A 26,345-nucleotide genomic window follows, 5' to 3' on the forward strand; every position below is an offset into this window, starting at 1 on the left:
TCAGGTCGAAACGCTCACAAATCAAGCGCTTCGCCGCTGTGACTGTTCAGCTTCGTCGGTCTTGAACACATCGAGCAGGGTCCGCCTGATCGTGGCCTGGCGGCCCGCATGGGTCACCTTGGTGCCCGTCAGGTCCGTCACATAGAACACGTCCACCGCCTTTTCGCCGAAAGTCACGATGTGGGCAGAGGCGATGTTGAGGTTGAGCTTCCCCAAAGCCGTGGTGAGATCGTAGAGCAGGCCCGGCCGGTCGAGGCCGGAGATCTCGATGACGGTCTGACGGCTCGAGAGGGAATTGTCGATATTGACCTCGGTTGGCACATGGAATGCCTTCGAGGACGATTTCGACGGCTTCTTGCTCTCCACGAGATCCGCGATCTTCACCTCGCCTTTCAGCGCCCGCTCGATGGCCTTGGCGACACGTTCCGCGCGGCGCAGCTCATCCTCGTCCCTGTCGAAAGCGCGTGAGAGCACGATAGTGTCGAGCGCCATGCCGTCCGTCGTCGTGAAGATCTGCGCGTCCACGATGTTGCCGCCCGCCGCCGCGCAGGCACCGGTGACGATGGCGAGCAGGCGCGGATGATCGGGCGAGAGGACGGTGAATTCGGTCACGCCTCTGAAGTGATCCGTCTCGTAGGATGTCGTCACCGTGCGGCCCGCCTTGTCGGCATCGTGCACGAAATGCGCCTGCTTCACGCGGCGCTCTTCGTCCGTCTTGAGCCAATAGGCGGGCGTGTGGCGGGTCGCATATTCTTCGAACTCTTTGTCCGACCAATCGGGCAGCGCCCTGCGCAGCTCATCTTGAGCGAAGCGCACGCGATCCGAGCGCGCCACATCGGCCGCGCCGCCGCCGAGCAGCATTTCTGTTTCGTAATAGAGCGTGCGCAGCAGCTGACCTTTCCAGCCGGTCCACGTACCTGGGCCAACGGCCCTGATGTCGGCGACGGTAAGCACGAGAAGAAGCTTCAGGCGCTCCATGGTCTGCACCACATCCGCGAAGCTCTTGATGGTCGCAGGGTCCGACAGGTCGCGGCTCTGCGCCGTGTTGGACATGAGGAGATGGTGCTCGACGAGCCAGGCCACCGTATCCGTCTCGGCATCGGTGAGCCCGAAACGTGGCCCAAGCTTGCGGGCGATCCTGGCGCCTGCGGTTGAATGATCTTCCGGGCGGCCCTTGGCGATGTCGTGCAGGAGCACGGCGACATAAAGAGCGCGCCGGTTCTGGATCGTAGGAAATATCTGGTTGGCGAGCGGATGCTCGTTGCCGAGCTGTCCGGCCTCGACCTCCGTCAGCACGCCGATGGAGCGGATGAGATGCTCATCCACCGTGTAGTGGTGATACATGTTGAACTGCATCATCGCGACGATGCGCCCGAAATCGGGAATGAAGCGCCCGATCACGCCCGCCTCGTTCATGCGCCGCAGCACCACCTCAGGAGCGTTCTTCGAGGTGATGATGTCGAGGAAGAGCCGGTTCGCCTCCGCATCGACGCGCAGGTTCTGCCCGATGAGTTTGAGAGAGCGCGTGGACAAGCGCGTCGCATCGGGATGAATCGCGAGATTGTGCCGGTCTGCCAGCCAGAAAAGGCGAATGAGATTGACGGGATCGTTCGCGAAGGCCTCTTCGCTCTTCACGTTGATGCGGTTGTTGTCGATGATGAAATCATCGCCCGCGATGGCCCCGCCGCGACGTCGGCGAAAGCGGCCGAGCACGCGATCCAGCATCGGCCGCTTCTTCGTCTGGCGCGCTTCGAGCTCCGCGCAGACGATTGCGGTGAGATCGCCCACATCCTTAGCGATGAGAAAGTAGGCCTTCATGAAGCGCTCGACCGCCGACAGGCCGCCGCGCGGCACGAAGCCAATGCGTTCGGCGATGACGCGCTGCAGGTCGAAAGTCAGACGTTCCTCCGCGCGCCCCGTCGCGAAGTGCATGTGGCATCGCACGCGCCACAGGAATTCATCGCAGCGCTGAAAGAGCTTGAACTCCTCCGGCGTAAAGAGGCCCGCCTTCACCAGCTCCTTCGGCTTCTTCACCTGATAAACGTATTTGCCGATCCAGAAGAGCGTGTTGAGATCGCGAAGCCCGCCCTTGCCGTCCTTCACATTCGGCTCGACAAGATAGCGCGACGCACCCGCCTTCACCACCCGCGCATCGCGCTCCTTCAACTTCGCATCCACGAATTCAGTGGGCGAGATTGCAACGATTTCCCTGTCGAAGCGCTGCACGAGATCGTCGAAGAGCGCGCGGTCGCCGAAGAGGAAGCGCGCTTCGAGAAGCGAGGTGCGGATCGTCATGTCCGCAGCAGCCTCGCGCATGCAATCCTCCACCGAGCGGGTGGCATGGCCGACCTTCAGCTTGAGATCCCACAGCACATAGAGCATCGCCTCGACGACGCTCTCGCTCCAGGCGGTCTGCTTGTAGGGAAGAAGGAAAAGCAGATCGACGTCCGATCCGGGCGCGAGCGTCCCGCGTCCGTAGCCGCCCGTCGCTACCACGGCGATGCGCTCGCCCAAGGAGGGGTTCTCAGCCGGATAGAGATGTTTCACCACCGCGTCGTGCACCAAGCGCACGAGGTCATCCATGTGGGTGGAGAGGTATCTGGCGCAGACGAGGCCGTCCTGCGTATCCAGAAGCTGCTGCTCCGCCTTGGCTCTTCCTTCCTCCAGGTAGAGTTTGAGAGCCGGCACGAGCTTTGCCCGCAACTCCCCCGCATCGCGGATCGGCTTAGCACCTAAGGCCTTCAGGATCGTATCGGGATTTTCAAGCGGCATGGAACAACCATTATCGGATACGGGTTCTGGCTTATCACTCCCGTTCCATCCCCCCAAGGGTGGACTGGACTTATCCGTTAAGACGGATAGAGTGTTCTTTATAAGAAATATCGTTTGACATAAGAAACGAAACGTTTCATAAGAAGAACACGCGCCGATTTGAGCTAGCAGCTTGCGGGCGCGAAACAAGTGCAGCTAAAGCGTTGGGCGCCTAAAGACCTCAGGTCCAAGCTCCCATGCGCCAAACATGGGAACGACGAAAATGAGCCTGACCCGCCGCCTCCTCCTTGCAGCTTCCGCTATTACCGGTCTGACCGTGCTCGCCACCGGCGGCGCCATTGCGCAGCCGAAGGAGATCAAGATCGACTTCGCCACCTACAATCCGGTGAGCCTCGTCCTGAAGGACAAGGGCTTTCTGGAAAAGGAACTGGAGAAGGACGGCATTTCCGTTCGCTGGGTGCAGTCGCTCGGCTCCAACAAGGCGCTTGAGTTCCTCAACGCCGGCTCGCTCGATTTCGGCTCGACGGCGGGTGCTGCGGCCCTGATCGCCAAGATCAACGGCAACCCGATCAAGTCGATCTATGTCTATTCCCGCCCTGAATGGACGGCGCTCGTCACCCGCAAGGACACGGGCATCGCAAAGGTCGAGGATTTGAAGGGCAAGCGTGTCGCCGTGACCCGCGGCACCGATCCGCACATCTTCCTCGTGCGCGCCCTGCAGGAGGCTAAGCTCACCGAGAAGGACGTGAAGCTCGTCCTGCTCCAGCATCCCGACGGACGCACCGCTCTCGAGCGTGGCGACGTGGATGCCTGGGCTGGTCTCGATCCGCTGATGGCGGCAGCCGAAGTGGAAAGCGGAGCGCAGCTCTTCTATCGCAACGCGGCCGCCAACACCTGGGGCGTGCTGAACGTGTCCGAGACTTTCGCCAAGGACAATCCGGCGCTCGTGGGCCGCGTGCTGAAGGCCTATGAAGCGGCCCGCAAATACGCGCTCGCCAATCCCGCCGAGCTGAAGAAGTCTCTTGCAACCTACACCAAGCTGCCGGAAGCGGTGATCGATCGTCAGCTGGAGCGCACCGAACTCACCCACTCCACCATCGGTCAGCCGCAGGCCGACACGATCCTCGCCGCGGGCATCGCCCTGCAGCAGGCCGGAGTGGTGCCCGCCGATACCAACGTGAAGGCGACCGTCGACGCTCTGATCGACCGCCAGTTCGCTACCGCATCGGCACAATGACTTCACCACGGGAGAGCGCCGTGTCAGGCGAAATCGTAACTTCCGCCTGGTCCTCCCAACAGGGTGCCGCCGCTCTCGCGGCCCCATCCCTTGCCGAGAAGCGACGCGTCTTCGATTGGCGCATCCTTCTCGGCTTTTTATTGCCTATCGCGATCGCTCTTCTCTGGGAGGCCGCTGTCCGTTTCGGTCTTGCGCAAGGCCGCCTCGTTCCACCTCCGAGCCGCATCATCGCAACGCTTTCCGCGCTCGCAGAAACTGGCGAATTGTGGACCCATGTGTGGACGACGCTCTGGCGTGTTCTCACAGGCTTCATTCTCGGCGCCGTCGCTGGCATCGTCCTCGGCGCGCTCTCCGGCTCCAGCGAAACCATTCGCCGCCTGCTCGATCCGACCCTGCAGGCACTGCGCGCCATTCCATCCATCGCGTGGGTGCCGCTGTTCATTCTCTGGCTCGGCATTTTCGAAGCCTCGAAAGTCGCGCTCATTGCAGTCGGCGTGTTCTTCCCGGTCTATCTCGGCATCGCGAGCGCGATCCTGTCCGTCGACCGCAAGCTCGTCGAGGTCGGCCATGTGTTCCGCCTCTCGCGCCTCAAGCTCGCCAGACGCATCCTGCTTCCCGCCGTTCTGCCCGAAGCCGTGATCGCGCTGCGTTCCGGCCTCGGCCTCGGCTTCATGTTCGTGGTGGCCGCGGAATTCATGGGCGCGTCCGAGGGCCTCGGCTATCTGCTCGTCGACGGTCAACAGATGGGCAAGCCCGATCAGATCCTGGCCGCCATCATCGCCTTCGCCCTGCTCGGCAAGCTCGCAGACAGCCTGCTCATTCTTTCCACCCGCCCGCTCGTGCGCTGGCAGGATATTGTGCGGGATCGCCTCTGATGCTCGAACTCGAACACCTCTCCAAGGTCTACGCCGACGGCACGCGCGCCCTGTCCGACATCAATCTCTTCGTGCGCGAAGGCGAGATCGTCTCGCTGATCGGTGGATCGGGCTGCGGCAAGACCACACTTCTGCGCCTCATCGCCGGCCTCGACCGCGCGAGCACGGGCGCTATCAAGCTCGATGACGAAGTGCTCTCCGGCCCGCATCCTTCCGTCGGAATCGTGTTCCAGGAGCCGCGCCTTCTGCCGTGGCTGTCGGTTTTCGAGAACATCGCCTTCGGCCTCGATCATATCAGCGCCGGTGAGCGCAAAGCGCGCGTCGAACATGCACTCGAGAAGATCGGCTTGTCGGAGCATTCCAAGCGCTGGCCGCGCGATCTTTCCGGCGGGCAGCAACAGCGCGTGGCGATTGCGCGTGCCTTCGTGACTAACCCGAAAGTGCTGCTTCTCGACGAGCCCTTCTCAGCACTCGACGCCTTCACCCGCGCGAGCCTGCACGAGCATCTGCTCTCCTTATGGGAGGAGACGCGGCCCACCGTCGTTCTCGTCACGCACGACGTGCAGGAAGCGGTGACGCTTGCTGACCGCGCCATCGTCATGCAACCGAAGCCGGGACGCATCTTCGATGAACTGCCGCTCACGCTCTCGCGTCCGCGCGACAAGACTGACCTTCCCTTCGAGACATCCGTGCGCCGCGTCTTGACGGCGCTCGATCATTCCCTCAAGCCATCACATCAGCAGCCGCAGCGCGAACGCGACCGTCAGGCAGCTGCGTTGTGGTGGTAGCACAAGGACAATCATCATGGACTCGACCGAACTGCGCGCCCTTCAGGCGCCGCTGAAGGATCAATATCGCAGCGATCCAAATTCCGCCGTCATTACCCTGAAGGCGCAAGGCACGCTCGATGACCAGCACATCGCCTGCAAGGTCGAGACCGGCCGCGCGCTCGCGGTAGCGGGCCTGCACCCGGCCACCGGCGGCTCGGGCGCTGAACTGTGCTCGGGCGACATGTTGCTCGAAGCCCTCGTCGCCTGCGCGGGCGTGACTCTGAAGGCCGTTGCCACCGCACTCGAGATCGACCTGCGCCACGGCGCCGTGAAGGCTGAGGGCGATCTCGACTTCCGCGGAACGCTCGGCGTCGACAAGACGGCACCCGTGGGCTTCCGGGACATCCGCCTCTCCTTCGAGATCGACACGGACGCGCCGCAGGAGAAGATCGATCAACTTCTCAAGCTGACAGAGCGCTATTGTGTGGTGTTCCAGACGCTCAACAACAAGCCTAACTTGAGCGCGGTGCTGACGCGCAAGTAAGGTCCGGCGATCAGTTATGCGCCATCAGGGCCCGAGGCGCGGTGTCGATTACGGCAGCCGTGCCGCCCTGAATTTGCTGCACCGTCAAAGCGCGGTCGTTGGTGCCGTTCGGGTTGAAGCGGAACACCCCGTCGGCTCCGGCAAAGCCTGCGCCGTTCGTGAGCACGCTGTCATTGAATGCCTGCGGTCCCTGCATGCGGGCGAGTGCCGCAGCGAGCGTCACCGCATCGTAGGAAAGCGTCGCGAGACGCACTGGATTGTTGTTGAAGCGCGCGCGGTAGCGGGCCGCAAAATCCATGAATCCGCGCTTGTCGGGAGCCGCAAACCAGCCACCCTGAAGAGCGGGCAGCCCGAATACGCGCGCCTCGTCCCACACGCCAGTGCCGAGCGGCTGCACCCTCTGCGCATTGAAGCGAATTGTTTGCAACGCCTGAGCGACGGTGGGCAGACCGTCCCCGTTGTCGGGAATGAACAGCGCATCCACTTGGGGCGCAGGACCGCCGATGACTTGCGCGAGGCGTTGCACCGCGCCCTGCGGCTGTCCGGCGGGATAACGCTCGATGGCAACGACGCGCATGCCGTTCTCCACGGCGGCTTCGCGCAATTGCGTTTCCGCCACGCGCCCATAGGCCGTGTCGGGAATAAGCGCCGCGATGGAACGGCGGTTCTGAGAGGCGGCATAGGCGATGATGCGGTCGACTTCCGCCTGCACCATGAAGCTCAGGAGATAGACACCCTGCGTGGCAGATGCGCGGTCGGAGGAAAAGCCGATGAGTGGTTTGCCCGCTTGGCGCGCCACCTGCCCCGCCGCCTGAACGGAGCCTGCGAAGAGCGGGCCGATGATGAGCTGCGCACCCTCACTGAGAGCCTGACTTGCCGCAGCCTGCGCGCCTTCCGGCGTTCCGCGATCATCCTTCACGAGAATGGAGAGATCGGAGCCCTGAAATTCACTGAGCGCGAGATCGGCGGCATTGCGCATGCTCTGCGCAACCATCGCGCCCTGAGACGAACCGGACAGCGGCAGCAGCAGCGCTACCTTCACGTGGCCATTGCCGATGGTCGCGCCACCCAGCGGAGCAGAGACCGGTCCTGCAAGGGGAGAACCCAAAACTTCTCCGGCGGGCATGCCCTCGGAGGCCATCTCGGGATTGTCGATGGGCTGGGAAGCAACGGCCCTCTGCGCAGGCTTGCTCTTGCGAGCCTGCCGCGTCGGGCCCGATCCCATGCACCCGGAAAGCGCAAGCGCCCCCGCCATCAAAACAGCCAGGGCGGCACGGCCTTTAAAACCCTGCTTGATCGCCCCGAAGAACCACGCCATCTCCACCCCCCATATGGGAAACAGCACCATGGAGCCAATCTTGGCCTTAAAAGGTAAACATTGTTTCCAAGATCGGCGGGACAGCGCGGGAAGGCTGCTTCCGCCAGGTGGGGCGTTCGTGCGAAAGTAGGCGGCAATGACACAGAGAATCGACAACCGGACCAGGCGGCGCGAGCCGGGTGAGCGCACCGCCACCTTCACCGCCTTCGGCCTCGCCGCCGAGGCCAAGCCCCTGACGCCGGGGCTCTACGTAGTGGCGACCCCGATCGGCAACCTGCAGGACGTGTCCTTCCGGGCGCTGAACGTGCTGGCCGCCGCCGACGCGATCCTCGCCGAGGATACGCGGGTGACGAAGACGCTGCTCGCCCATTACGGCATTACCACGCCCCTCGTTGCCTATCACGAGCATTCCAACGATGCCGTGCGCGAGCGCATGGTGCATCGCGTCCGCGAGGGCCAGGCGCTTGCACTCGTGTCGGATGCGGGCACGCCGCTCGTGTCCGATCCCGGCTACAAGCTCGTGCAGGCCGCCATCGAGGAGGGTTTGTCGGTCACGCCCATTCCCGGCCCCTCCGCCGTGCTCACCGCGCTTGTCGCCTCGGGCCTGCCGACCGACCGCTTCTTCTTCGAGGGTTTCCTGCCGCCGAAAAGCGCGGCGCGCCGGACGCGGCTTGCGGAGATCGCGTCCATTCCCGGCACGCTGATGCTGTTCGAAGGCCCGCATCGCCTGCCTGAAATGCTCGCCGATGCCGCCGATGTGTTGGGCGAACGGCAGGCCGTGGTGGCGCGCGAACTGACGAAGATGTTCGAGACGATCCGGCGCGGCACCCTGCCCGAGCTCGCCGCGCAATTCGCCGAGGAAGGGCCGCCGAAAGGCGAGATCGTGGTGCTGATCGGCGAAGCGACAAAAGAGATGCATGCGGCGGAAGCCGACGCCGCCCTCGACGGCAAGCTCGAAGCCGCGCTCAAAAACAATTCCATCAAGGATGCGGCGGCGATTGTTGCCGCCGATCTCGGCCTGCCGAAGCGCGAGGTCTATGCCCGCGCGCTCGAACTCGCGAAACGGGATGCATGAGAACTGCCGTTGAGCGAAGGAAGGCGACGTTTCTGCGCGGCCATCGTGCCGAGTGGATCGCGCTGCTGTTCCTTGTCGCGAAAGGCTACCGCCCGCTTGCGCGGCGCTATGCGGCCGCAGGCGGTGAGATCGATCTCATCATGACGCGTGGCGACACCATCGCCTTCGTCGAGGTGAAGGCGCGCGGGATAATGGACGATGCGCTTGCCGCCATCAGCGCCACCAAACGTCAGCGCTTTTCCCGCGCCGCGCGGGCGTGGCTGTCGCGCTATCCGCATGCGCAGAGCAAGACATGGCGCGCGGATGCGGTGTTCATCGCACCAAAGCGCTGGCCGCAGCACATCGTATCGGCGTTCGAACTAGAAATAACCTAAGGGCCTTTCAATGACTGCCAACTATACGCTCTACGCTGTCGATAGCGCTTGGCTTGCAGAGAACCCAAACGCCACGTTCGAGACCGTCCCCGACGATGCGCTCAACGATTCTATCGATCTCGAGCAGGCATTCCTGGAAAGAATCTTCGAAGGCCGTTCGGATGCCTTGCGCTATCTCGCCAATGGCGAGTTCGGGCCGGCTGGAGGGCTGGCGGAATGGGACGGGTCGGATTGCTACATGGGCTTTGTCTCAGCCAAAAAAGCAGCAGAGATTTCACGTATTCTCTCTGAGACCTCGCCCGAGCAGTTGCTTCAAACGGCAGCCTGGATTGCTGAGGATGACCGGGAAGAGATTTCCGAAGGTCTAAATGCCTTTTACTCCGACCTGAAACAATTCATCGAAGGCGCCGTTTCAGAGGGCAATGGCTTGGCCTGTCTCTTTGTCGAGTGAGCCGCATCTTTCTTAAGCGGCGATCTTCCTCGGATCGCGCACCGCATCGCGGATGAAGCGCGCCATTTCCTGCACGATGTGATTGCCGCCGCCTTTCGGCAAGTAGAGATTGACCATGAAGGGCGGGAGCAACGGCAAGCCCGTGTCGGGTCCCAGCACCTCCAGCGCATGCGGCACGGTGGATGCCATCCAGGCCATCACGGCGGTGTCGGCGGCAATGGTCGCAACTTGAGCCGATGTATTGGTGGAATCGAACACCGAGCGCCATTCAATGCCGGCTTTCTGCAACGCCTCTCGAATGGGCGCGCGAAATGCGCAATCGGAACAGCCGATGGAAACAGGGAGCGGGCGTTTCCACCCCGCCTCGCCGCCACGCGCGCCGACCCAGACGAGGCGATCCATCACGAGGTTCTCGCCATCCGCATCGCAGGCAAGTTCGGTGGCCATCACGACGTCGATCTTTCCCGCAGCCAGCTTCGCGCGCAGCTCCGCACTCGATCCACTGTTGAGTGAAATCTGCACGCGCGGATAGCTGCGGGCGAAGTCCTTCAGGAAGGCTGGCAGATAAGTGGTAATGATGTCGCTCGGAATGCCGAGGCGGATCTCACCCTCGAATTCCGGCGTCGTCATCTCGGTCCAGATCTCGTCGTTCATGGCGAGCAAGCGCTTGGCGCGCCCGAACAGGCGCTCGCCTGCATTCGTCAGGGTCATCCCCCGCCTGTCCCGGGTGATCAGCTCCTCGCCGAGCATCTCCTCGAGCCGCTTGATCTGCTGGCTGACAGCGGCCTGGGTGAGGTTGAGGACGCCTGCGGCTGCGGTCATGCCACCCGTATCCACCACGGCCACGAAGGCCCTCAGAAGGCTGACGTCGAGATTGCGGGGCATGGGGCATCTCCATAATCAACCATTATTCTCGACATAATGAACATTCGTTTTACTTATGCAAGGGGTAATCCCATAATCTCCTCATCAACTCAAGGAGAGCGCCATGTCAGCCCTTTCAAACACCTGCACCGAGACCTATGAGACCTCCCCGGCCCGGTCTTCCGCCTTCAGGAACCTCGTCTCGGCCGTCATGCGGGAGATCCGCCTCCGTCGCGCCATGCGGGAAGTGGCGGCTTTGGATGATGCCGCGCTTCACGACATTGGCCTCGGGTCCGGTGGCATCGAGGACGCGGTTCGCCACGGACGGTGCTAAGCATCGGACCCAACAGTGGACTTGCACCGTTGAGACACATCCGATGCTCAAGCCTATAGAGGGCGCATCGTTTAAGCAGCACAACGGGCCGTACCATACGCTAAGGCGCGAACACCGTCACGGCGGAGGGCCTGATGGAGAAATGCGCGGGCGTCTGGGTCACGATTTCGCCATCCGCGTTGACGGGTCTCGGACGCCTCGTGCGGATGTCGAATTCCTGCGCGCGGATCGCCCGTACCTCGCTCCAGGCGCCGTGCTCACCATATCGGAAAGAGCGTGCCATGAAGGCCAGTTTCCAGGCGCGCTCGAATTCCAGGCTGTAGAGATCGAGATGCTGGTCGTCGATGGCTGCATCCTTCTCTACCGCATTGCCGCCGCCATAGAAGCGTCCGTTGCCCACCGCGATCTGCAAGGTTTTCACGCGCGCGGTCTCTGTTTCGCTCATGATCGTCGCGCGGAAAGGCTTGGCATGCGCCAAGACGTTCATGGCCACCAGCGCATAACCAAGACGCCCGAAGCGGCGCTTGATGTCGCGCGTCAGCTTCTGCGCCAGTTCGGCCGAAAGACCGATGCTCGCGACGTTGAAGAAAGGCTGGCCGTTCACGACACCCAGATCGATCTTGCGGGTGTGGCCATCGGCAATGATTTGCGCGGCACCATCGAGATCGAACGGCACGCCCAGGGTCCTGGCCAGATCGTTCGCCGTGCCCAAAGGCAGGATTCCGAGCGGCAACCCGGCCTCGATCACGCCGAAGGCTGCGGCGTTCAGCGTTCCATCGCCACCACCGACAACGGCGCAATCCACCTCGTGCTTATATTTCACGATCAGAGGCGACAGATCCTCCCGGCGCCCGCATTCCACTTGAACGGGCTCGATTGCATGGGACTCGAGGGCCTCGATGGCTGCCTTCGCTTGGGCTTCGCCGCTTCGGCTCTTGGTATTGATGATGAGGAGGGCGCGGCGTGACATGGCCTATCAGATGTGGAAGCTTGGGCTTATCTGCAAGGGCTGACCTCCGAAGCGAGGCTATTCGATAACACCCTTGCCTCTTTTTCGTTCATTCCGACTACGTAAGAGTTGCCTTCCTCAAGAAACAGTCCAATAAACCCGCTTCCCAAGGAGGCTGAAGCATGACCCTCACCGTCGCGATCCAGATGGATCACATCAACAGCATCAAGATCGCAGGCGATACGGGCTTTGCGCTGTTGCTCGAGGCACAACGGAGAGGCCATCAGATCCTCCACTACACTCCTGACCGCCTGTCGCTTCGCGACGGCAAGGTGATCGCGGCAGCCGAGCCTACCGAATTGCGTGACGAGGAGGGCAACCACTTCACGCTTGGCTCTCAGGAGCGCGTCGATCTCTCGAATGTCGACGTTGTGCTGATGCGCCAGGACCCGCCCTTCGATCTCGCCTACATCACAGCCACGCATTTCCTAGAGCGCATCCACCCAAAGACCCTCGTGGTGAACGATCCGATGCATGTGCGCAATGCGCCGGAGAAGATCTTCGTCACGCAGTTCCCGCATCTCATGCCGCCGACACTGATCTCACGCGACAAGGCGGAAATCGAGGAGTTCCGCCGCGAGCATGGCGATGTGGTGATGAAGCCGCTCTACGGCCATGGCGGCGCGAGCGTGTTCAAGGTCGGTCGCGAGGATCCGAATTTCGGCTCGCTCTACGATCTCTTCGCCAACCTGTTCCGCGAGCCCTGGGTGATCCAGCGTTTCCTGCCGAAGATCACGGAAGGTGACAAGCGCATCATCCTCATCGACGGTGAAGCCGCAGGCGCGATCAACCGCGTACCGGCGCCGAACGACATCCGCTCCAACATGGTGCGCGGAGGCGCCGCAAAGCCGACTGATCTCTCGCCGCGCGAGCGCGAAATCTGCGAGACCATCGGCCCCGATCTCAAGCGCATGGGCCTCATTCTTGTGGGCATCGACGTGATCGACGGCAACCTCACCGAGATCAACGTGACGGCGCCGACAGGCATCCGCGCCATCAAGCGCCTCGGCGGGCCGGACCTTGCGGTGACGGTGTGGGATGCGATCGAGAGCAAGGTGAAGCGGAATTGACAGGCGTCATCCCGGACGGAGCATAGCGAAGATCCGGGATCGTTTTTAGAATAGGGCGCCATTCTCCTCACGCGATCCCGGGTTCTGCTACGCATCCCCGGGATGACGGCAGGCCTTTAAGCCGCCAGTTCCGCGATGACCGCGTTGAGAACCGGGAAGCCCTTTTCTGTCACCGCAAGTCGTGAACCGTCGATACGAACGAGCCCTTCTTCCCGCATGATGCGCAGGCCGCGTTCGTTCAACGGCTTTCCAGTGAAGGCCTCAAATCGGCGCGGATCGATGCCTTCCTTCAGGCGCAGCCCCATGAGGAGGAACTCGTCACCCTCGGCCTCGGAGGTGAGCACCTCCTCCTCGATCACGCCGTGACCTTCGCGCTCCACATGCTCGAGCCACGTCTCGGGATGTTTTTCCGTCGATGTCGCAAGCCGCGCATTGCCTGTCACCAAGCGTCCATGCGCGCCAGGGCCGATGCCTGCATATTCGCCGTAGCGCCAATAAAGCAAGTTGTGCCGCGATTCCGCGCCGGGCCGCGCATGGTTCGAAATCTCGTAAGCGGGCAGCCCATGCTTCTCGCAGGTTTCCTGCGTGATGTCGTAGAGCGCACGGCCCGTCTCCTCGTCCGGCACGGTGATCTTGCCTGCATCATACAGGCGCTGGAACCAGGTGCCGGGCTCGATGGTGAGCTGGTAGAGCGAAAGATGCTCCACCGCATAGCCGATGGCCTGTTTCAACTCGGCGGCCCATGCCTCGGGCGTGTGGCCGGGACGCGCATAGATGAGGTCGTAGGAATAGCGGTCGAAAATGGACGCAGCGATCTTCACAGCGGCGAGCGCTTCCTCCACTGAATGCATGCGGCCCAACTGGCGCAAATCCGGATCATTCAACGCCTGCACGCCGAGGGACACGCGGTTGATGCCGGCAGCACGGTAGCCGCGAAAGCGCTCGGCCTCCACGCTGGTGGGATTAGCCTCAAGCGTGACCTCGGCATTGGCGTCGATGCCCCACGCGCCGCCGATGGCGTCGAGGATCGCGCCCACCGTTTCCGGCTTCATGAGCGAGGGCGTGCCGCCGCCGAAGAAGATGCTGGTGACCGTGCGCCCTGGAATGCGCGCCGCCGTGTGTGCGATCTCGCGTTTGAAAGCCGCAAGGAACCGCTCCTGATCCACCGGCTGGTGGCGGACATGGCTGTTGAAGTCGCAATAGGGGCATTTGGAGGCACAAAAGGGCCAATGGACGTAAACGCCAAAGCCCACATCGCGCGTCGGATGATCGATCATGGGGCGTATATGGCAGGTCTTCGGGGAAAGGTCACGGTCAGCCCTTGCCGCAGCGAATCATTTTTGTCTGAACCTCTCCCTGCATGGGTTGTTCACCTCTCATGAGGTCTGCGCCCTAGCCTCTCCCGAGGCGGGGACTTAAGATCGCTAAGAGCAGAGTTCAAAGGACCCATCATGCGGCATTGGCGCGGCCCGTTCGACCGGCAGGGCTATCACCACGGCAATCTGAAGGAGGCGCTGATAGAAGCGGCGCAGCGCTTCATTGCCGAGCGTGGCCTTGGCGGTTTTACCCTGGCCGATGCCGCCAAGCTCGTGGGCGTGACGCCCGCAGCCCTCTACCGCCATTTCCGAGGCCGGGAAGCCTTGGTGGCGGAAGTGGCGTTCCGGGGCTTCGACGAGCTCGCCAAGCGGCTCGGCAAGGCCCTGCAGAGCGACGGCACGCCCCGGGAGCGTTTCACCCGCATGGGCGAGGCCTATCTCGCCTTCGCGGAGCAGGAGCCGGGCTTCTATGCCGCCATGTTCTCAGCCAAGCCAACCGCTGAAGGCGAGAATTGCGGCCCCTGGGGCAAGGGCTCTTCCGACAAGGCTGCGGCTGCTCCTGAGCGCGCCAATACCGCCTTCGATTACCTGGTAGAGGCGCTCATGAAGACCTATCCCGAGGGCTTCCAGAACGTGGACGTGCGCTTCATCGCCCTGGAGGTCTGGGCCCTCTCCCACGGCATTGCCACCCTGGACGCCGCAGGGCAGCTTCCCAAGGGTCCGGGCCTGCCGGACAAGTACGAGCTTTTGCGCGCCGGTGTTTTGGCCCTCGTCCATGGCGCCCTGAAGGACAGGCCGGAAGCCAAGGTCCAATAACCCTCCCCTGCTCGGCTTGGGCGTACTCAGCGACCAACAGGCATCTCCAAGGCAGGCCTCTTCCAAAAAAACCGACCTTCCTTCCCTTGAAAGAGCCAAAATCGATCCGCATGTTAATGTTGTTAGCATTAACATAGCGAGACCCAACGATGCCTGACTCTGCTTCAACCGCCTGGAATCAGGGCCCTCATGCGGGACCTTGGAACAATGGCGCTCACCGTCGCTGCGGGCGCTCCCCCCGACGCGGTCTGGAGATCGCCGTCATCATCCTGGGCTTCATCTTTGCCTGGCCGCTCGCGCTGGCCTACCTGGTGTGGAAAATGTGTGGATATCCGAAATACGATGAGGCGAAAGCCTTCTTCCGCGACACCGTCGGCCGCGCCTCCGAGGACATCTTCGGCGCGCGCCGCTCCAACGGCTTCGGCTATGCCGGCTCCGGCAACGCGGCCTTCGACGATTACCGCCGCAGCGAACTTGAGCGCCTCGAGGAAGAGCGCCGCAAGCTCGACGAGGAAGCCCGCGAGTTCCGCAACTTCGTGGAAGAGCTGAAGCGCGCCAAGGACCGGGAGGAGTTCGACGCCTTCATGGCCAAGCGTCGCGGCAACGGCCCGACGAACGCTTAAGCTTGAAAACAAAAGAAGCGCCCTTCCGGGCGCTTCTGCTTTTAAGTTGCTCCTCGCGTCATGGCCGGGCTTGTTCCGGCCATCTCGGCGCTGAAAGGCGATGCATCTCAATCCATCGAGGTCACCGGTACGAGGCCGGTGATGACGCGTCAGGCTTGCGAAGCGCTACGCCTTCTTCAAACACCCCGCCGCGAGCTTCACGAAAGCACGTGCGCGATGCGAGAGGCCTTCCGGCTGCGGCTTCGACCAGTCGATGCCGTGCTTTTCATCCGACGACAGTTCACCGAAGGTCTGCGTGAAACCGTCCGGCTGGAACATGGGATCGTAGCCGAACCCCTTCTCGCCGCGCGGCGGCCAAACGGCCTCTCCGAACACGCGCCCCTCGAACAACTCCTCATGCCCGTCGGGCCAGGCGATGACGAGGGCGGAAACGAAATGCGCCCGATTGTCGGTCGCTTCGCGCTTCTGCATTTCGCGATGCACGCGCTCCATGGCGGCGTAAAAATCCTTGTTCGGACCGGCCCAATCCGCCGTGAACAATCCCGGCGCTCCATCGAGCGCATGAACGCACAGGCCGGAATCGTCGGAGAGCGCAGGCAGACCTGTTGCCTTTGCTGCCGCATGCGCCTTGATGGCGGCGTTTTCGGCGAACATGTGCCCCGTCTCGTCGGGCACCGGCAGGCCCAGTTCGCCTGCCGACACGGCTTCGATGCCGAACGGCGCAAGCAGTTCCTGCATTTCGCGCAGCTTGCCCGCATTATGCGTGGCGATGACGACTTTGCCGGCGAGAGGACGGCGCTGCATCAGGCAACCGCCTTCTTCTGCAAATCGACCAGTTGCGCAACACCCGCCTTAGCGAGGCGCAGCAGGCTCAGGAATTCCTCTTCGGAGAAGGGCTTTCCTTCCGCCGTGCCCTGCACTTCCACGATGCCGCCGGAGCCTGTGATGACGAAGTTCGCATCCGTCTCGGCGGCTGAATCCTCCGCGTAATCAAGATCGAGGACCGGCGTGCCCTGATAGATGCCGCAGGAGATGGCGGCGACCGGCTCGCGCAGCGGATTGATGGAAATGATCGAGCGGTTCTGCATCCAGGTGAAGCACTCGTGCAGGGCAACCCATGCGCCCGTGATCGAGGCGGTGCGGGTGCCGCCGTCGGCCTGGATCACGTCGCAATCGAGCACGATCTGCCGTTCACCGATGGCAGGCAGGTTCACGACGGCGCGAAGCGAGCGGCCGATGAGGCGCTGGATCTCCTGGGTGCGGCCCGAAGGCTTGCCGGAATTGACCTCGCGCCTTGTGCGCTCATGGGTGGCGCGGGGCAGCATGGAATATTCCGCCGTCACCCAGCCCTTGCCTGTGCCGCGCAGCCACGGCGGACCTTTTTCCTCGAGCGAGGCCGTGCACAGCACCTTGGTATTGCCGAAGGAGACGAGGCAGGAGCCTTCCGCGTAGCGCGCGACGCTCCGCTCCAGGGTCACGGGACGCAGTTCGTCGGGGGCGCGGTTGGAAGGACGCATGATCGAAATCTCCATGAGGCTTGTCAGGAGGCCTGTTTGAGGCCACGAAGCCCTTTAGGCAAGCTCAAGCCTTGCCTAAAGCACCTTTCATCCGCACATAATGCTGACTTGCAGGGTGGAATTGTGAAAGCGTAGAACCCTTCCATGCACGCAACCGGCTCCTTCTCGAATCTGTCGGACGCCCGCGCCATCGCGGAGCTGAACGACCGTTCACGCGAAATCTTCCGCCAGATCGTCGAGAGTTATCTCGTGACCGGCGAGCCCGTGGGCTCGCGCCATCTCTCGCGGCTCCTGCCGATGACGCTCTCCCCGGCCTCGATCCGCAACGTCATGGCGGATCTGGAGGCGGCGGGGCTGATCTTCGCGCCCCATACCAGCGCCGGACGTCTGCCGACGGAAATCGGCCTGCGTTTCTTCGTGGATGCCATGTTGGAGATCGGCGACGTGACCGCCGACGAGCGGACGCGGATCGAAGCGCAGATGCGGGCCGCAGCCAGCGGACACACCATGGAAACGGCGCTTGCCGAGGCCTCGGCGCTGCTGTCGGGCGTCTCGCGCGGCGCTGGCGTGGTGGTGACGTCGAAATCCAATGCGCGCCTCAAGCATATCGAGTTCGTGCGCCTCGATCCCGCCCGCTCGCTCGTGGTGCTGGTCTCGGAGGACGGCTCCGTGGAGAACCGGCTTCTCGACCTGCCCCTGGGCCTGCCCGCAGGCGCGCTGATCGAGGCCGGAAACTTTCTCAACGCTCGCATCCAGGGCAAGACCCTCGGCGATCTCAAGCAGGAGATCGAGACGCGACGCGGCGAGATGGAGCGAGAGCTCGACACGCTCACCGCCAAGCTCGTGGAAGCGGGACTCGCCACCACGGTCGGCCCGGCGGACTCGCGCCAGCTCATCGTGCGCGGACAGGCGAACCTGCTCGACGATCTGAAGGCGGCGGACGACCTGGAGCGCATTCGCCTGCTCTTCTCCGATCTCGAAACACAGACAGACGTGATCGACCTGCTCAGCCGCGCGGAAGGCGGCGAAGGCGTTCGCATCTTCATCGGGTCGGAGAACAAACTGTTTTCGCTCTCCGGCTCCTCGATGATCGCAGCCCCCTTCAGGGACGGCAGCCAGAAGATCGTCGGCGTACTCGGCGTCATCGGCCCGACGCGGCTGAACTACGCCCGCATCGTGCCGATGGTGGATTACACGGCGAAGGTGATTTCGCGCATCCTCGAACAGGGACGCTGACGAGACGCCTCAAGGCCGTTTCTTCAGATCTCGCGAGAAGATGGCCGCAATTCTATCCGCCAATTGCGCATGAATCGCCGCGCGCGGCCGCGCTCCGCCATCCTCGCACAAGGGATCTTCATCGCCCTCCGCCTTCAGAAGCTCCGGCCCCTCAGGCTTGCATTCGCCCAGGAAGGAAAAATGGGAAGCGTCGGGGACCGCATCATATCCACCTCCTGGAATGCTTCGCGCGAGCTTCGATCCTTCGACGGCAGGGATGATCCAGCCCGGGCGCCCGAGATTGATGATGTGGGTTGGAACGGCAATCGCGGCCAGACTCTCCGGTCGGTAGGCCTGCGCCATCGCTGGATCCACTGCGATCACGCTCTTGATGCGCTCGTCCAGGTTGGAACGGTTGAAGCGCTCCTTGTCCAGCGCGCGGAAATTCACGCCGCCCCGAACGAACCAGGCGCATTCGGGGCCTGCGGCATTTCCTTCGCAATAGCTCGCATAAGTTTCGGCGTCGGCCCGCGCCCCTGCAAGCGCAAGCGCCGTATGTCCGCCCAGTGAAAACCCAACCACGCCGATCCTGTCCGGGTCGATGCGGACGCCGAACGTCGCATCAGTCATTATCGCTGTGAGTACGGCGGACATATCGGCGGGGCGATTCCAGATCCTGATAGTCGAAGCCTGCGCTGCATCGCCGGATGTACTGCCTGGATGGTTCGGCGCCGCGACGACGAAACCCTGCCCGGCCAGATGCGATGCAAGCCAACTGAGATTCGGCGCATTGCCGCCGGATCCGTGAGAAAGCAGCACAAGCGGGAGGCGGCCTTCCGTAGGAGATGCATTTCTCATCGCGGCGACACCTCGGAAGAGGAGGTTATCTCCGACGAGGGTAATTTGGCCGCCTTCGCCTGCCGGATACCATACGGAAACGGAGAGATCCGATCCGCGCTCCGGCGCCAGGACGGAGAGCGTGCGGAAGCCGACGGTCTCGGTAGCCTCGGCGTTTGGAACGGCGCCGAAAAACGCCAGGGCAAATAGAGAAAGAGCAGGTTTCATGATTGGCCTTCAGATCGATCCGCCCATCGCGGATCGCCTGAACCTGCGTATTGCGGCCTTAGCTTTCGACCTCGATCGTGATCGAGGTCGTCCGAAATCGCGTTTTAGGCCATAAGAGGTTCAGAAAAGGCCCTCCTAATGCTGTCTCTCCCCCTGCCCTTCGTCGTCGCCCTTCTGCTCCTCATCCTCCTGGGCCAGATGCTGCGACACCCATTGGAAACGCGCGCCAGTCGCCTGTTCCTGGCTCTTCTGAGCGCCTATGCGGTGCAGTCGCTCATCGTCGGGCTGCGATGGGGCTATGGCTGGACCTGGATCCTGCCATTGCAATCGGTACTCGCGGCCCTGCTCGCCCCCCTGGCTTGGCTGTGCTTCCGCGCGCTCGTCCACGAAGACCTGAACCGTAAAGTTGCGATCTGGCTTCATGGGCTTCCCGTCGCCTGCGTGCTCCTTCTCGTGGCTCTATGGCCGGAAGGGATCGACCTTGTGCTCATCGCCACCTTTCTCGGCTATGGGCTGGCCCTTGCGCGGCTGGCCCGGAAGGGGCCGGATGCGCTCAGCCGTGCATCCTTCGAGGGAGCCGTTTCCACATCGAGCGCATTGTGGGCGACGGCGGTGATGCTTCTGCTTTCCGCCATGCTCGAAGTTATCGTGGCATTGGACCTCACCTGGAGCGGAGGCGCCTACGCAGCTATGGCCGTGGGGATCGGCAATGTGGTTGCCCTCCTGGTTCTCGGCCTGGCCGCCGCCATTGCGGGCGGTAGCCAATCCGGCACGGATACGCCATCCGCTGCGGAGGATGATTCCATCGCGGAGCCCGCGGATGAAGATGTGATGATCGTTGCCAAGCTGGATCGGATGATGCGCGAGAAGCGTCCGTTCGAGGATCTGGATCTCAGCCTGGAACGTCTCGCCCGCAAGACCTTGATCCCGGCTCGCCGCATCTCAAGTGCAATCAATCGTGTGACAGGCAAGAACGTCTCGCAATACATCAACGATCATCGGATTGCTGAAGCTTGCCGGCTTCTGACCGAAACGGATGAGCCCATCACGACGATCATGTTCAAGGCCGGATTTCAGACGAAGTCGAACTTCAATCGTGAATTCCGCCGGGTCACGGAAATGTCTCCTAGGGCATGGAGAACGACCATCCATCGCAAGGATGAAATCGGCGCAGCAGCTTGGCGACAAGGCGTAGCCGATCTCACGCATTCTTGAACAGGCAGACTAAACCTTGCTTGGCCGTTGACGCAGGCTTGAAGAAGCGCGCTCGCAAGCCTTTGCGGATCAGGCAACCACTCGATCACCTTTCTTCGCAATCTCACGTTACTTCGTAAAGGGAAACCATCCTGCCGTTAGGCGTTAAACCTCCGGCCCATGGAAAGCGGCTCATATTCCCATCAACCTAGGAGGTTTCCGTGAAGACACTTTCGATGATTGCCGGCACCGGTCTTCTGATGCTTGGCGCTTTCGGCGCCGCGCAAGCACAGGTCAGCGGCACGCCGAACTCTCCCTTCCCGAATGCTGCTCCGCATGAAATCCGCACGGTGAACGGCATCCCGTGCCGCACCGTTCTGGATCGTGAGAGCGGCGCACGCATTCCGGTACAATGCGCGGTCCCGACCGGCATGGTCGGCATGGACCCCGGCTCCACCGGCAGCATTCTCGTGAGTCCGCCAGCTGGCGGCGCCATCTCCGGCACACCGGGTTCCGCCTTCCCGAATGCCGCTCCGCATGAAATCCGCGTCATCAATGGCGTTCCCTGCCGCACCGTGCTCGTGCAGGGCACGAACGAGCGCGTTCCTGTTGAGTGCGCCCGTTAAATTCTCAACATACCTTCCAGTGACAAGCCCAGGCTCCATCAGCCTGGGCTTGTCGCTTTTGGCGACAGCCTTGAAGAACAGCCTCATTTGCCGGTCCCTGCTGACGGGCAGGCAGTGTCGCGCTTCGCTAGAGCAGGTGTTTACTCGTTGCCCCACGGCAGAAGCCTGCTATGAGGGGGCATGACACGTACAGATCTCCCGACTTGGCCGCGAATGACGCCGCCGTAGCGCTCCCGCTGATAGCGCTTGCGAACCTCAGCAATTCCTTCAATCCGCCTTCGACACTATTTCCGCCGCATGCCATTGCGGCTGCGCAGCCTTTGACAGGGCTCTCGAGATTTCCCCATGATCCAGCTTTCCCGCCTCAAGGCCGAATGGTTCCCGAACGTTCGTGCTGATCTTCTCGCCGGCACGGTGGTCGCCCTCGCGCTCATCCCCGAGGCCATCGCGTTCTCGATCATCGCCGGCGTCGACCCACAGGTCGGCCTCTACGCCTCGTTCTGCATCGCGGTCATTACTGCCATCGCGGGCGGACGCCCCGGCATGATTTCCGCCGCGACCGGCGCCATGGCGCTCGTCATGGGTTCGCTCGTGAAGGATCACGGGTTGCAGTATCTGCTTGCCGCCACGCTTCTCACCGGCGCGCTCCAAATCGCAGCAGGCTTTTTGCGCCTCGGCGACCTCATGCGCTTTGTCTCCCGTTCCGTGGTGATAGGCTTCGTGAATGCGCTCGCCATCCTGATCTTCATGGCGCAACTGCCGGAGTTCAACAATGCGCCGCCGCTCATGTACGGCATGGTCGCGGTGGGGCTTGCCATCATTTATCTGCTGCCACTGGTTACGAAGGCAGTACCATCGGCCCTGGTCACCATCGTGCTGCTCACGGCAGTTTCCATCTACTTCGGCTTCGATCTGCGCACCGTGGGCGATATGGGCCAGTTGCCGAGCGACTTGCCGGCTTTCGCGTTCCCCAACGTTCCGTTGAACCTTGAGACGATCAAGATCATCCTGCCCTATTCGCTGACGCTCGCCATGGTGGGCCTGCTCGAATCCCTCATGACTGCCGCCATCGTGGACGAGATGACGGACACGGACAGCTCGAAGAACCGGGAATGTACGGGCCAGGGCCTCGCCAATATCGTGGCAGGCCTGTTCGGCGGCATGGCGGGCTGCGCCATGATCGGCCAGTCAGTGATCAACGTTTCCTCCGGCGGACGGGGACGGCTCTCCACCTTCTGGGCCGGCTCCTTCCTGCTCTTCCTCATCCTCGTGCTGGACGATTGGGTGCGTCAGATCCCCATGGCAGCCCTCGTCGCGGTCATGATCATGGTCTCGATCAACACCTTTCAATGGGGCTCGATCCTGGCCATGCGCCTCCACCCGAAAAGCTCCAGCATCGTCATGCTGGCCACCGTCGCAGTCGTGGTGTTCACGCACGACCTCGCCAAGGGCGTGCTGGTGGGCGTGATCCTGAGCGGTATCTTCTTTGCCCGGAAGGTCGCCAAGTTCTTCGGCGTCACCTCCGTGCGTGAGGGCGGCACTCGCACCTACCGTGTGAACGGCGAGATCTTCTTTGCCACGGCCGAGGCCTTCCACAGCGCCTTCGACTTCCGTGAGGAAGGCCTGGAGAAGATCGTTATCGACGTCCATGCCTCTCATTTCTGGGATATCACGGGTATCAACGCCCTCGACCGGGTTGTGCTGAAATTCCGCCACCACGATATTCCGGTGGAGATCGTGGGCCTCAATGAGGCCAGCGCCACCCTGGTCGACAAGCTCGGAACCCACAACAAGGAGGGGGCCAAGCTGGCTTCGGGGCACTAAAGAGCCGCAAAAGGCCGGAAACGGCCACGCGACACCGCCTTCCCTTGGCATTATGGGGCCGGGCTGCTATTGCCCGGCCAACAGGGTTTCATGCCCGCCCGAGTTTTATGATGACCGCACGCACGTTCGACAACATCCGCAACTTCTCCATCGTGGCTCATATCGACCACGGCAAGTCGACCCTGGCCGACCGCCTGATCCAGACCACGGGGGCGCTCACCGCCCGTGAGATGACGGAGCAGGTGCTCGACAACATGGATATCGAGCGCGAGCGCGGCATCACCATCAAGGCGCAGACCGTGCGCCTGGAATACAAGGCACAGGACGGCAAGACCTATATCCTGAACCTCATGGACACCCCCGGCCACGTGGACTTCGCCTACGAGGTCTCGCGTTCGCTCGCGGCCTGCGAGGGCTCGCTGCTGGTGGTGGACGCCTCTCAGGGCGTGGAAGCCCAGACGCTTGCCAACGTCTATCAGGCCATCGACGCCAACCACGAGATCGTGCCCGTTCTCAACAAGATCGACCTGCCCGCCGCCGATCCGGACCGGATCAAGGAGCAGATCGAAGAGGTGATCGGCATCGACGCGTCCGAAGCCGTGCCGGTCTCGGCCAAGAGCGGCCTCAACATCGAGGGCGTGCTGGAAGCCATCGTCACCAAGCTGCCGCCGCCGAAGGGCGACCCGGATGCGCCCTTGAAGGCTCTGCTCGTCGATTCCTGGTACGACGCCTATCTCGGCGTGGTTGTGCTGGTGCGCATCATCGACGGCACCATGAAGAAGGGCCAGACCATCAAGATGATGGGAACGAACGCGTCCTACTCGCTTGATCGCGTCGGCGTGTTCAATCCGAAGATGACCGAGCTGTCCGTCCTCGGCCCGGGCGAGGTCGGCTTCTTTACCGCCTCGATCAAGGAAGTGGCCGATACCCGCGTCGGCGACACCATTACCGACGACCGCAAGCCCACGGCGCAGGCGCTTCCGGGCTTCAAGCCTGTGCAGCCGGTTGTGTTCTGCGGTCTCTTCCCCGTGGACGCCGCCGAGTTCGAGAACCTGCGCGCGGCCATGGGCAAGCTTCGCCTCAACGACGCCAGCTTCTCCTACGAGATGGAAACGTCGGCCGCGCTCGGCTTCGGCTTCCGCTGCGGCTTCCTCGGCCTCTTGCATCTCGAGATCATTCAGGAGCGCCTAGAGCGCGAGTTCAACCTCGACCTCATCTCCACCGCGCCGTCCGTGGTCTATCACCTGAAGCTGCGCGACGGCTCGACCATCGAGCTGCACAACCCGGCCGACATGCCGGACGTGATGAAGATCGAGACTATCGAGGAGCCGTGGATCCGCGCCACGATCCTCACTCCCGACGATTATCTCGGCTCCGTGCTCAAGCTCTGCCAGGAGCGGCGCGGCGTGCAGATCGACCTGAACTATGTCGGCAAGCGCGCCATGGTGGTCTACGACCTGCCGCTGAACGAGGTGGTGTTCGACTTCTACGACCGCCTGAAATCGATCTCGAAGGGCTACGCCTCCTTCGACTACCACATCTCCGATTATCGCGAGGGCGACCTCGTGAAGATGTCGGTGCTGGTCAATGCGGAGCCTGTCGACGCGCTCTCCATGCTGGTCCACCGCGACCGCGCCGAGGGCCGCGGCCGCGCCATGTGCGAAAAGCTGAAAGAGCTGATCCCGCCGCACATGTTCCAGATTCCGGTTCAGGCCGCCATCGGCGGCAAGATCATCGCCCGCGAAACCATCCGCGCACTCCGCAAGGACGTGACCGCCAAGTGCTACGGCGGCGACGCCTCGCGTAAGCGCAAGCTGCTCGACAAGCAGAAGGAAGGCAAGAAGCGCATGCGCCAGTTCGGCAAGGTCGACATCCCGCAGGAAGCCTTCATCGCCGCGCTGAAGATGGATACCTGATCGCCTGGACGCTCACCTCTGTTCTTTGAGAAAGGCTCGACGCGCGAAACTCCGAAGGGGTGAGCCCGAAGCTCGCTCTGAAGGCCGCCGTGAAATGGCTATGGCTGGAGAAGCCTAGGTCCAACGCGAGATCGGTGATCGAATCCCGGTGAGGAAGTTCGATCAGGGCTCGGCTTAGTCTCAACTGCATCAGGTAGCGGTAAAGAGGCATCCCTTCCGACCGGGTGAAGGATTGCGTCAGGTAAACGCCGCTGACGCCAAGCTCTCGGGCGAGATCATCAAGGCGCACGGCCTCGCAGCAGCGTGCATTCAGGATCTGCTTAGTCTGGTTGACGATGCGGGCTGGAGGCGGCAAAGCCCGATCCATGCTGTTCGCGAGCACATCCTGCAGTACGGCGATAGCCAGTTCATCTCCTTCCAAACCCTCGCCGCCTCCATCCGCGGCAAGGTTCAAAATTCTGTGTGTCAGAAGGCGGGCTTTGATGCCGAGCGGTTGCGATGTGCTCTGAAAGGCAACATGGCGTCCGACAGGTGCGCCTCGGCACATCTCCTCCAGAACTTGAACATTCGGCGTGACGATGAGGCTTGCATGCCCCGTTCCGGCGATCGGATGAGTTTCCCGGAAATCCTCGCCTGCCCTGACGAACAGAACGCGGTTCACATCCATCAGCGTCGACAAGCGGCCGGTCGCCCAGGTGAAGGCACCGTAATAGGGCACTACGACCTGATAATCCGACGAATGCCCGAGCGCGACGGGATTGAGAAACGACAGCGCACTGTCTTCCACCAATGCAGCGCCTCCCGAGACGAGGCGGCTGCGCCGATCCTTCACGTCTCGCGAACTGGCGAGGGGGATTTTCGGGTTCCGCGTCAACACGAGCTAGGCGCTCTCACTTCACAAAGACCGTTCTGCATTGACATGCTGTTACAACCTCAAATTTCAAGGATGCCGAAGCTGGCGCCCTGGCGCCGCTGTAAGGCCGACGCCAGAACGAGGGTTAATTCTGAATGCCCTCAGGCAAAGGAAGCGAGGCTTGCGCGAAGGCATAACGCCAACCGGCAGGCGTGCGCACATAGGTGTCACTGAACCAAAGACGCCGCTCAAAGGGTCCGCTTTTGCCGGAGCCCTTGATCCAGAGCCTGGCCGTCACGACGGCGGTGTCGCCCCAGACTCTCACGGTCTGGGTGCCTTCGTCCTCATCCTGATGCTCATAGACGAAGTGCTCTTCACGCGCTTCCGCAAGCACTTCCTCGCGGCTCACAACCGTGCCGTCGCCGAGAACGAGAACGAAATCTGCGTGAAGAATACGATCAATCTCCTCCGCATCATTGCGCTTCACGGCAGCCTGGAAGGCAAGGTCGAGAACCGCGACTTCCCTCCGGTCGGCCCTGACCTGTCGCTCGATCAGCAACGAGGCATCGGTTTCCATAGCTCCTTGAATCATGTCGTCTCTCCATCCTGACAATCCTAGCTTGTCGCAAGCTCAGGATGGGCCGCTATCGAGATATAAAGGTCTGCAGAACCTTTCTTCGATTCAAC

26 protein-coding genes are annotated in these 26,345 nt (G+C 62.4%); 16 read left to right on the plus strand and 10 right to left on the minus strand.

Going from position 1 to position 26,345, the window contains the following annotated elements:
• Positions 1 to 21 precede the first annotated feature (21 nt).
• Positions 22 to 2,772 carry a [protein-PII] uridylyltransferase gene (locus MHY87_RS10540; protein WP_239351611.1) on the minus strand — a complete coding sequence of 917 codons (2,751 nt, stop codon included), beginning with the start codon at positions 2,770 to 2,772 and terminating at the stop codon, positions 22 to 24.
• A 262-nt stretch (positions 2,773 to 3,034) separates the two neighbouring features.
• Between MHY87_RS10540 and MHY87_RS10545 the strand changes: the two genes are divergently transcribed.
• From MHY87_RS10545 to MHY87_RS10560, 4 genes are read left to right on the plus strand one after another with little or no spacing between them, the layout of a single operon-like run.
• On the plus strand, positions 3,035 to 4,009 hold the full coding sequence (locus MHY87_RS10545) for an aliphatic sulfonate ABC transporter substrate-binding protein (protein WP_239351613.1): 975 nt from the start codon (positions 3,035 to 3,037) through the stop codon (positions 4,007 to 4,009).
• 20 nt (positions 4,010 to 4,029) lie between these two features.
• Entirely contained in the window at positions 4,030 to 4,884 is an 855-nt protein-coding gene (locus tag MHY87_RS10550) for an ABC transporter permease (RefSeq protein WP_239351615.1), read from the plus strand.
• Positions 4,884 to 5,672, plus strand: coding sequence for an ABC transporter ATP-binding protein (locus tag MHY87_RS10555; RefSeq protein ID WP_239351616.1), 789 nt, complete (start codon positions 4,884 to 4,886; stop codon positions 5,670 to 5,672). The genes MHY87_RS10550 and MHY87_RS10555 overlap by 1 nt, the downstream gene beginning before the upstream one ends.
• Before the next feature lie 16 nt (positions 5,673 to 5,688).
• Positions 5,689 to 6,198, plus strand: coding sequence for an OsmC family protein (locus MHY87_RS10560; RefSeq protein WP_239351617.1), 510 nt, complete (start codon positions 5,689 to 5,691; stop codon positions 6,196 to 6,198).
• 10 nt (positions 6,199 to 6,208) lie between these two features.
• Here MHY87_RS10560 and MHY87_RS10565 read toward each other — a convergent pair whose 3' ends face one another.
• On the minus strand, positions 6,209 to 7,546 hold the full coding sequence (locus tag MHY87_RS10565; protein ID WP_239351619.1) for a penicillin-binding protein activator: 1,338 nt from the start codon (positions 7,544 to 7,546) through the stop codon (positions 6,209 to 6,211).
• Positions 7,547 to 7,652: 106 nt separating this feature from the next.
• Between MHY87_RS10565 and rsmI the strand changes: the two genes are divergently transcribed.
• From rsmI to MHY87_RS10580, 3 genes are read left to right on the plus strand one after another with little or no spacing between them, the layout of a single operon-like run.
• The gene (gene rsmI / locus MHY87_RS10570; protein ID WP_239351621.1) at positions 7,653 to 8,591 is read left to right on the plus strand and encodes a 16S rRNA (cytidine(1402)-2'-O)-methyltransferase; all 939 of its coding nucleotides are present in this window, start codon (positions 7,653 to 7,655) and stop codon (positions 8,589 to 8,591) included.
• On the plus strand, positions 8,588 to 8,965 hold the full coding sequence (locus MHY87_RS10575) for a YraN family protein (RefSeq protein WP_239351623.1): 378 nt from the start codon (positions 8,588 to 8,590) through the stop codon (positions 8,963 to 8,965). Before rsmI ends, MHY87_RS10575 begins: the two co-directional genes overlap by 4 nt.
• A gap of 10 nt (positions 8,966 to 8,975) precedes the next feature.
• Positions 8,976 to 9,416, plus strand: a complete 441-nt coding sequence (locus MHY87_RS10580) for a hypothetical protein (RefSeq protein ID WP_239351625.1) — start codon at positions 8,976 to 8,978, stop codon at positions 9,414 to 9,416.
• A 12-nt stretch (positions 9,417 to 9,428) separates the two neighbouring features.
• Here the strand turns inward: MHY87_RS10580 and MHY87_RS10585 are convergent, their stop codons facing one another.
• On the minus strand, positions 9,429 to 10,301 hold the full coding sequence (locus MHY87_RS10585; RefSeq protein ID WP_239351626.1) for a LysR family transcriptional regulator: 873 nt from the start codon (positions 10,299 to 10,301) through the stop codon (positions 9,429 to 9,431).
• A 103-nt stretch (positions 10,302 to 10,404) separates the two neighbouring features.
• On the opposite strand from MHY87_RS10585, the gene MHY87_RS10590 reads away from it, so the two are divergent.
• Positions 10,405 to 10,614, plus strand: coding sequence for a DUF1127 domain-containing protein (locus MHY87_RS10590; RefSeq protein WP_239351627.1), 210 nt, complete (start codon positions 10,405 to 10,407; stop codon positions 10,612 to 10,614).
• A 100-nt stretch (positions 10,615 to 10,714) separates the two neighbouring features.
• Here the strand turns inward: MHY87_RS10590 and MHY87_RS10595 are convergent, their stop codons facing one another.
• Complete coding sequence (locus tag MHY87_RS10595; protein WP_239351628.1) at positions 10,715 to 11,584, minus strand: lipid kinase; 870 nt, start codon at positions 11,582 to 11,584, stop codon at positions 10,715 to 10,717.
• Positions 11,585 to 11,745: 161 nt separating this feature from the next.
• On the opposite strand from MHY87_RS10595, the gene gshB reads away from it, so the two are divergent.
• Positions 11,746 to 12,693, plus strand: coding sequence for a glutathione synthase (gene gshB, locus MHY87_RS10600; protein WP_239351629.1), 948 nt, complete (start codon positions 11,746 to 11,748; stop codon positions 12,691 to 12,693).
• A gap of 116 nt (positions 12,694 to 12,809) precedes the next feature.
• On the opposite strand, the gene hemW is transcribed toward gshB, so the two are convergent.
• Positions 12,810 to 13,970 (minus strand): radical SAM family heme chaperone HemW, encoded by a 1,161-nt coding sequence (gene hemW / locus MHY87_RS10605; protein ID WP_239351630.1) that lies wholly within the window; start codon positions 13,968 to 13,970, stop codon positions 12,810 to 12,812.
• A gap of 174 nt (positions 13,971 to 14,144) precedes the next feature.
• On the opposite strand from hemW, the gene MHY87_RS10610 reads away from it, so the two are divergent.
• Positions 14,145 to 14,825, plus strand: coding sequence for a TetR/AcrR family transcriptional regulator (locus MHY87_RS10610; RefSeq protein ID WP_239351631.1), 681 nt, complete (start codon positions 14,145 to 14,147; stop codon positions 14,823 to 14,825).
• 149 nt (positions 14,826 to 14,974) lie between these two features.
• A complete protein-coding gene (locus MHY87_RS10615; protein ID WP_239351632.1) occupies positions 14,975 to 15,448 on the plus strand; it encodes a DUF2852 domain-containing protein in 474 nt (157 codons plus the stop codon).
• Between the two features lie 165 nt (positions 15,449 to 15,613).
• Here the strand turns inward: MHY87_RS10615 and MHY87_RS10620 are convergent, their stop codons facing one another.
• Positions 15,614 to 16,252 carry a non-canonical purine NTP pyrophosphatase gene (locus MHY87_RS10620; protein ID WP_239351634.1) on the minus strand — a complete coding sequence of 213 codons (639 nt, stop codon included), beginning with the start codon at positions 16,250 to 16,252 and terminating at the stop codon, positions 15,614 to 15,616.
• A complete protein-coding gene (gene rph, locus MHY87_RS10625) occupies positions 16,252 to 16,965 on the minus strand; it encodes a ribonuclease PH (protein ID WP_239351636.1) in 714 nt (237 codons plus the stop codon). The genes MHY87_RS10620 and rph overlap by 1 nt, the downstream gene beginning before the upstream one ends.
• A 144-nt stretch (positions 16,966 to 17,109) precedes the next feature.
• Between rph and hrcA the strand changes: the two genes are divergently transcribed.
• A complete protein-coding gene (gene hrcA / locus MHY87_RS10630) occupies positions 17,110 to 18,201 on the plus strand; it encodes a heat-inducible transcriptional repressor HrcA (RefSeq protein ID WP_239351638.1) in 1,092 nt (363 codons plus the stop codon).
• Between the two features lie 9 nt (positions 18,202 to 18,210).
• On the opposite strand, the gene MHY87_RS10635 is transcribed toward hrcA, so the two are convergent.
• Complete coding sequence (locus tag MHY87_RS10635; RefSeq protein WP_239351640.1) at positions 18,211 to 19,245, minus strand: alpha/beta fold hydrolase; 1,035 nt, start codon at positions 19,243 to 19,245, stop codon at positions 18,211 to 18,213.
• Between the two features lie 138 nt (positions 19,246 to 19,383).
• Here MHY87_RS10635 and MHY87_RS10640 point away from each other — a divergent pair, with 138 nt between their 5' ends.
• The 4 genes from MHY87_RS10640 (at position 19,384) to lepA (ending at position 24,805) form a co-directional block, all read left to right on the plus strand.
• On the plus strand, positions 19,384 to 20,460 hold the full coding sequence (locus MHY87_RS10640; RefSeq protein WP_239351642.1) for an AraC family transcriptional regulator: 1,077 nt from the start codon (positions 19,384 to 19,386) through the stop codon (positions 20,458 to 20,460).
• Positions 20,461 to 20,660: 200 nt separating this feature from the next.
• A complete protein-coding gene (locus MHY87_RS10645; protein WP_239351644.1) occupies positions 20,661 to 21,065 on the plus strand; it encodes a hypothetical protein in 405 nt (134 codons plus the stop codon).
• Positions 21,066 to 21,410: 345 nt separating this feature from the next.
• The gene (locus MHY87_RS10650) at positions 21,411 to 22,889 is read left to right on the plus strand and encodes a SulP family inorganic anion transporter (protein WP_239351646.1); all 1,479 of its coding nucleotides are present in this window, start codon (positions 21,411 to 21,413) and stop codon (positions 22,887 to 22,889) included.
• Positions 22,890 to 22,999: 110 nt separating this feature from the next.
• A complete protein-coding gene (gene lepA, locus MHY87_RS10655; protein ID WP_239351648.1) occupies positions 23,000 to 24,805 on the plus strand; it encodes a translation elongation factor 4 in 1,806 nt (601 codons plus the stop codon).
• Here lepA and MHY87_RS10660 read toward each other — a convergent pair.
• Positions 24,777 to 25,682: an AraC family transcriptional regulator gene (locus MHY87_RS10660; protein WP_239351650.1), complete on the minus strand. Its 906-nt coding sequence runs from the start codon at positions 25,680 to 25,682 to the stop codon at positions 24,777 to 24,779. The genes lepA and MHY87_RS10660 overlap by 29 nt on opposite strands.
• A gap of 121 nt (positions 25,683 to 25,803) precedes the next feature.
• On the minus strand, positions 25,804 to 26,250 hold the full coding sequence (locus MHY87_RS10665) for a nuclear transport factor 2 family protein (RefSeq protein WP_239351652.1): 447 nt from the start codon (positions 26,248 to 26,250) through the stop codon (positions 25,804 to 25,806).
• Between the last annotated feature and the right edge of the window lie 95 nt (positions 26,251 to 26,345).

Source organism: Microvirga sp. ACRRW (assembly GCF_022346925.1).
Taxonomy (GTDB): domain Bacteria; phylum Pseudomonadota; class Alphaproteobacteria; order Rhizobiales; family Beijerinckiaceae; genus Microvirga.

What these genes read in the sequence shown, in the direction of transcription:
- hrcA (WP_239351638.1), top strand. Translation starts at nt 17,110, where the DNA reads ATGCACGCAACCGGCTCCTTCTCGAATCTGTCGGACGCCCGCGCCATC.
- MHY87_RS10555 (WP_239351616.1), top strand. Translation starts at nt 4,884, where the DNA reads ATGCTCGAACTCGAACACCTCTCCAAGGTCTACGCCGACGGCACGCGC.
- MHY87_RS10575 (WP_239351623.1), top strand. Translation starts at nt 8,588, where the DNA reads ATGAGAACTGCCGTTGAGCGAAGGAAGGCGACGTTTCTGCGCGGCCAT.
- MHY87_RS10650 (WP_239351646.1), top strand. Translation starts at nt 21,411, where the DNA reads ATGATCCAGCTTTCCCGCCTCAAGGCCGAATGGTTCCCGAACGTTCGT.
- MHY87_RS10640 (WP_239351642.1), top strand. Translation starts at nt 19,384, where the DNA reads ATGCTGTCTCTCCCCCTGCCCTTCGTCGTCGCCCTTCTGCTCCTCATC.
- rsmI (WP_239351621.1), top strand. Translation starts at nt 7,653, where the DNA reads ATGACACAGAGAATCGACAACCGGACCAGGCGGCGCGAGCCGGGTGAG.
- MHY87_RS10540 (WP_239351611.1), bottom strand. Translation starts at nt 2,772, where the DNA reads ATGCCGCTTGAAAATCCCGATACGATCCTGAAGGCCTTAGGTGCTAAG.
- MHY87_RS10560 (WP_239351617.1), top strand. Translation starts at nt 5,689, where the DNA reads ATGGACTCGACCGAACTGCGCGCCCTTCAGGCGCCGCTGAAGGATCAA.
- MHY87_RS10565 (WP_239351619.1), bottom strand. Translation starts at nt 7,546, where the DNA reads ATGGTGCTGTTTCCCATATGGGGGGTGGAGATGGCGTGGTTCTTCGGG.
- MHY87_RS10635 (WP_239351640.1), bottom strand. Translation starts at nt 19,245, where the DNA reads ATGAAACCTGCTCTTTCTCTATTTGCCCTGGCGTTTTTCGGCGCCGTT.
- MHY87_RS10585 (WP_239351626.1), bottom strand. Translation starts at nt 10,301, where the DNA reads ATGCCCCGCAATCTCGACGTCAGCCTTCTGAGGGCCTTCGTGGCCGTG.
- MHY87_RS10590 (WP_239351627.1), top strand. Translation starts at nt 10,405, where the DNA reads ATGTCAGCCCTTTCAAACACCTGCACCGAGACCTATGAGACCTCCCCG.
- MHY87_RS10665 (WP_239351652.1), bottom strand. Translation starts at nt 26,250, where the DNA reads ATGATTCAAGGAGCTATGGAAACCGATGCCTCGTTGCTGATCGAGCGA.
- gshB (WP_239351629.1), top strand. Translation starts at nt 11,746, where the DNA reads ATGACCCTCACCGTCGCGATCCAGATGGATCACATCAACAGCATCAAG.
- MHY87_RS10545 (WP_239351613.1), top strand. Translation starts at nt 3,035, where the DNA reads ATGAGCCTGACCCGCCGCCTCCTCCTTGCAGCTTCCGCTATTACCGGT.
- MHY87_RS10610 (WP_239351631.1), top strand. Translation starts at nt 14,145, where the DNA reads ATGCGGCATTGGCGCGGCCCGTTCGACCGGCAGGGCTATCACCACGGC.
- lepA (WP_239351648.1), top strand. Translation starts at nt 23,000, where the DNA reads ATGACCGCACGCACGTTCGACAACATCCGCAACTTCTCCATCGTGGCT.
- MHY87_RS10580 (WP_239351625.1), top strand. Translation starts at nt 8,976, where the DNA reads ATGACTGCCAACTATACGCTCTACGCTGTCGATAGCGCTTGGCTTGCA.
- rph (WP_239351636.1), bottom strand. Translation starts at nt 16,965, where the DNA reads ATGCGTCCTTCCAACCGCGCCCCCGACGAACTGCGTCCCGTGACCCTG.
- MHY87_RS10615 (WP_239351632.1), top strand. Translation starts at nt 14,975, where the DNA reads ATGCCTGACTCTGCTTCAACCGCCTGGAATCAGGGCCCTCATGCGGGA.
- MHY87_RS10595 (WP_239351628.1), bottom strand. Translation starts at nt 11,584, where the DNA reads ATGTCACGCCGCGCCCTCCTCATCATCAATACCAAGAGCCGAAGCGGC.
- MHY87_RS10620 (WP_239351634.1), bottom strand. Translation starts at nt 16,252, where the DNA reads ATGCAGCGCCGTCCTCTCGCCGGCAAAGTCGTCATCGCCACGCATAAT.
- hemW (WP_239351630.1), bottom strand. Translation starts at nt 13,970, where the DNA reads ATGATCGATCATCCGACGCGCGATGTGGGCTTTGGCGTTTACGTCCAT.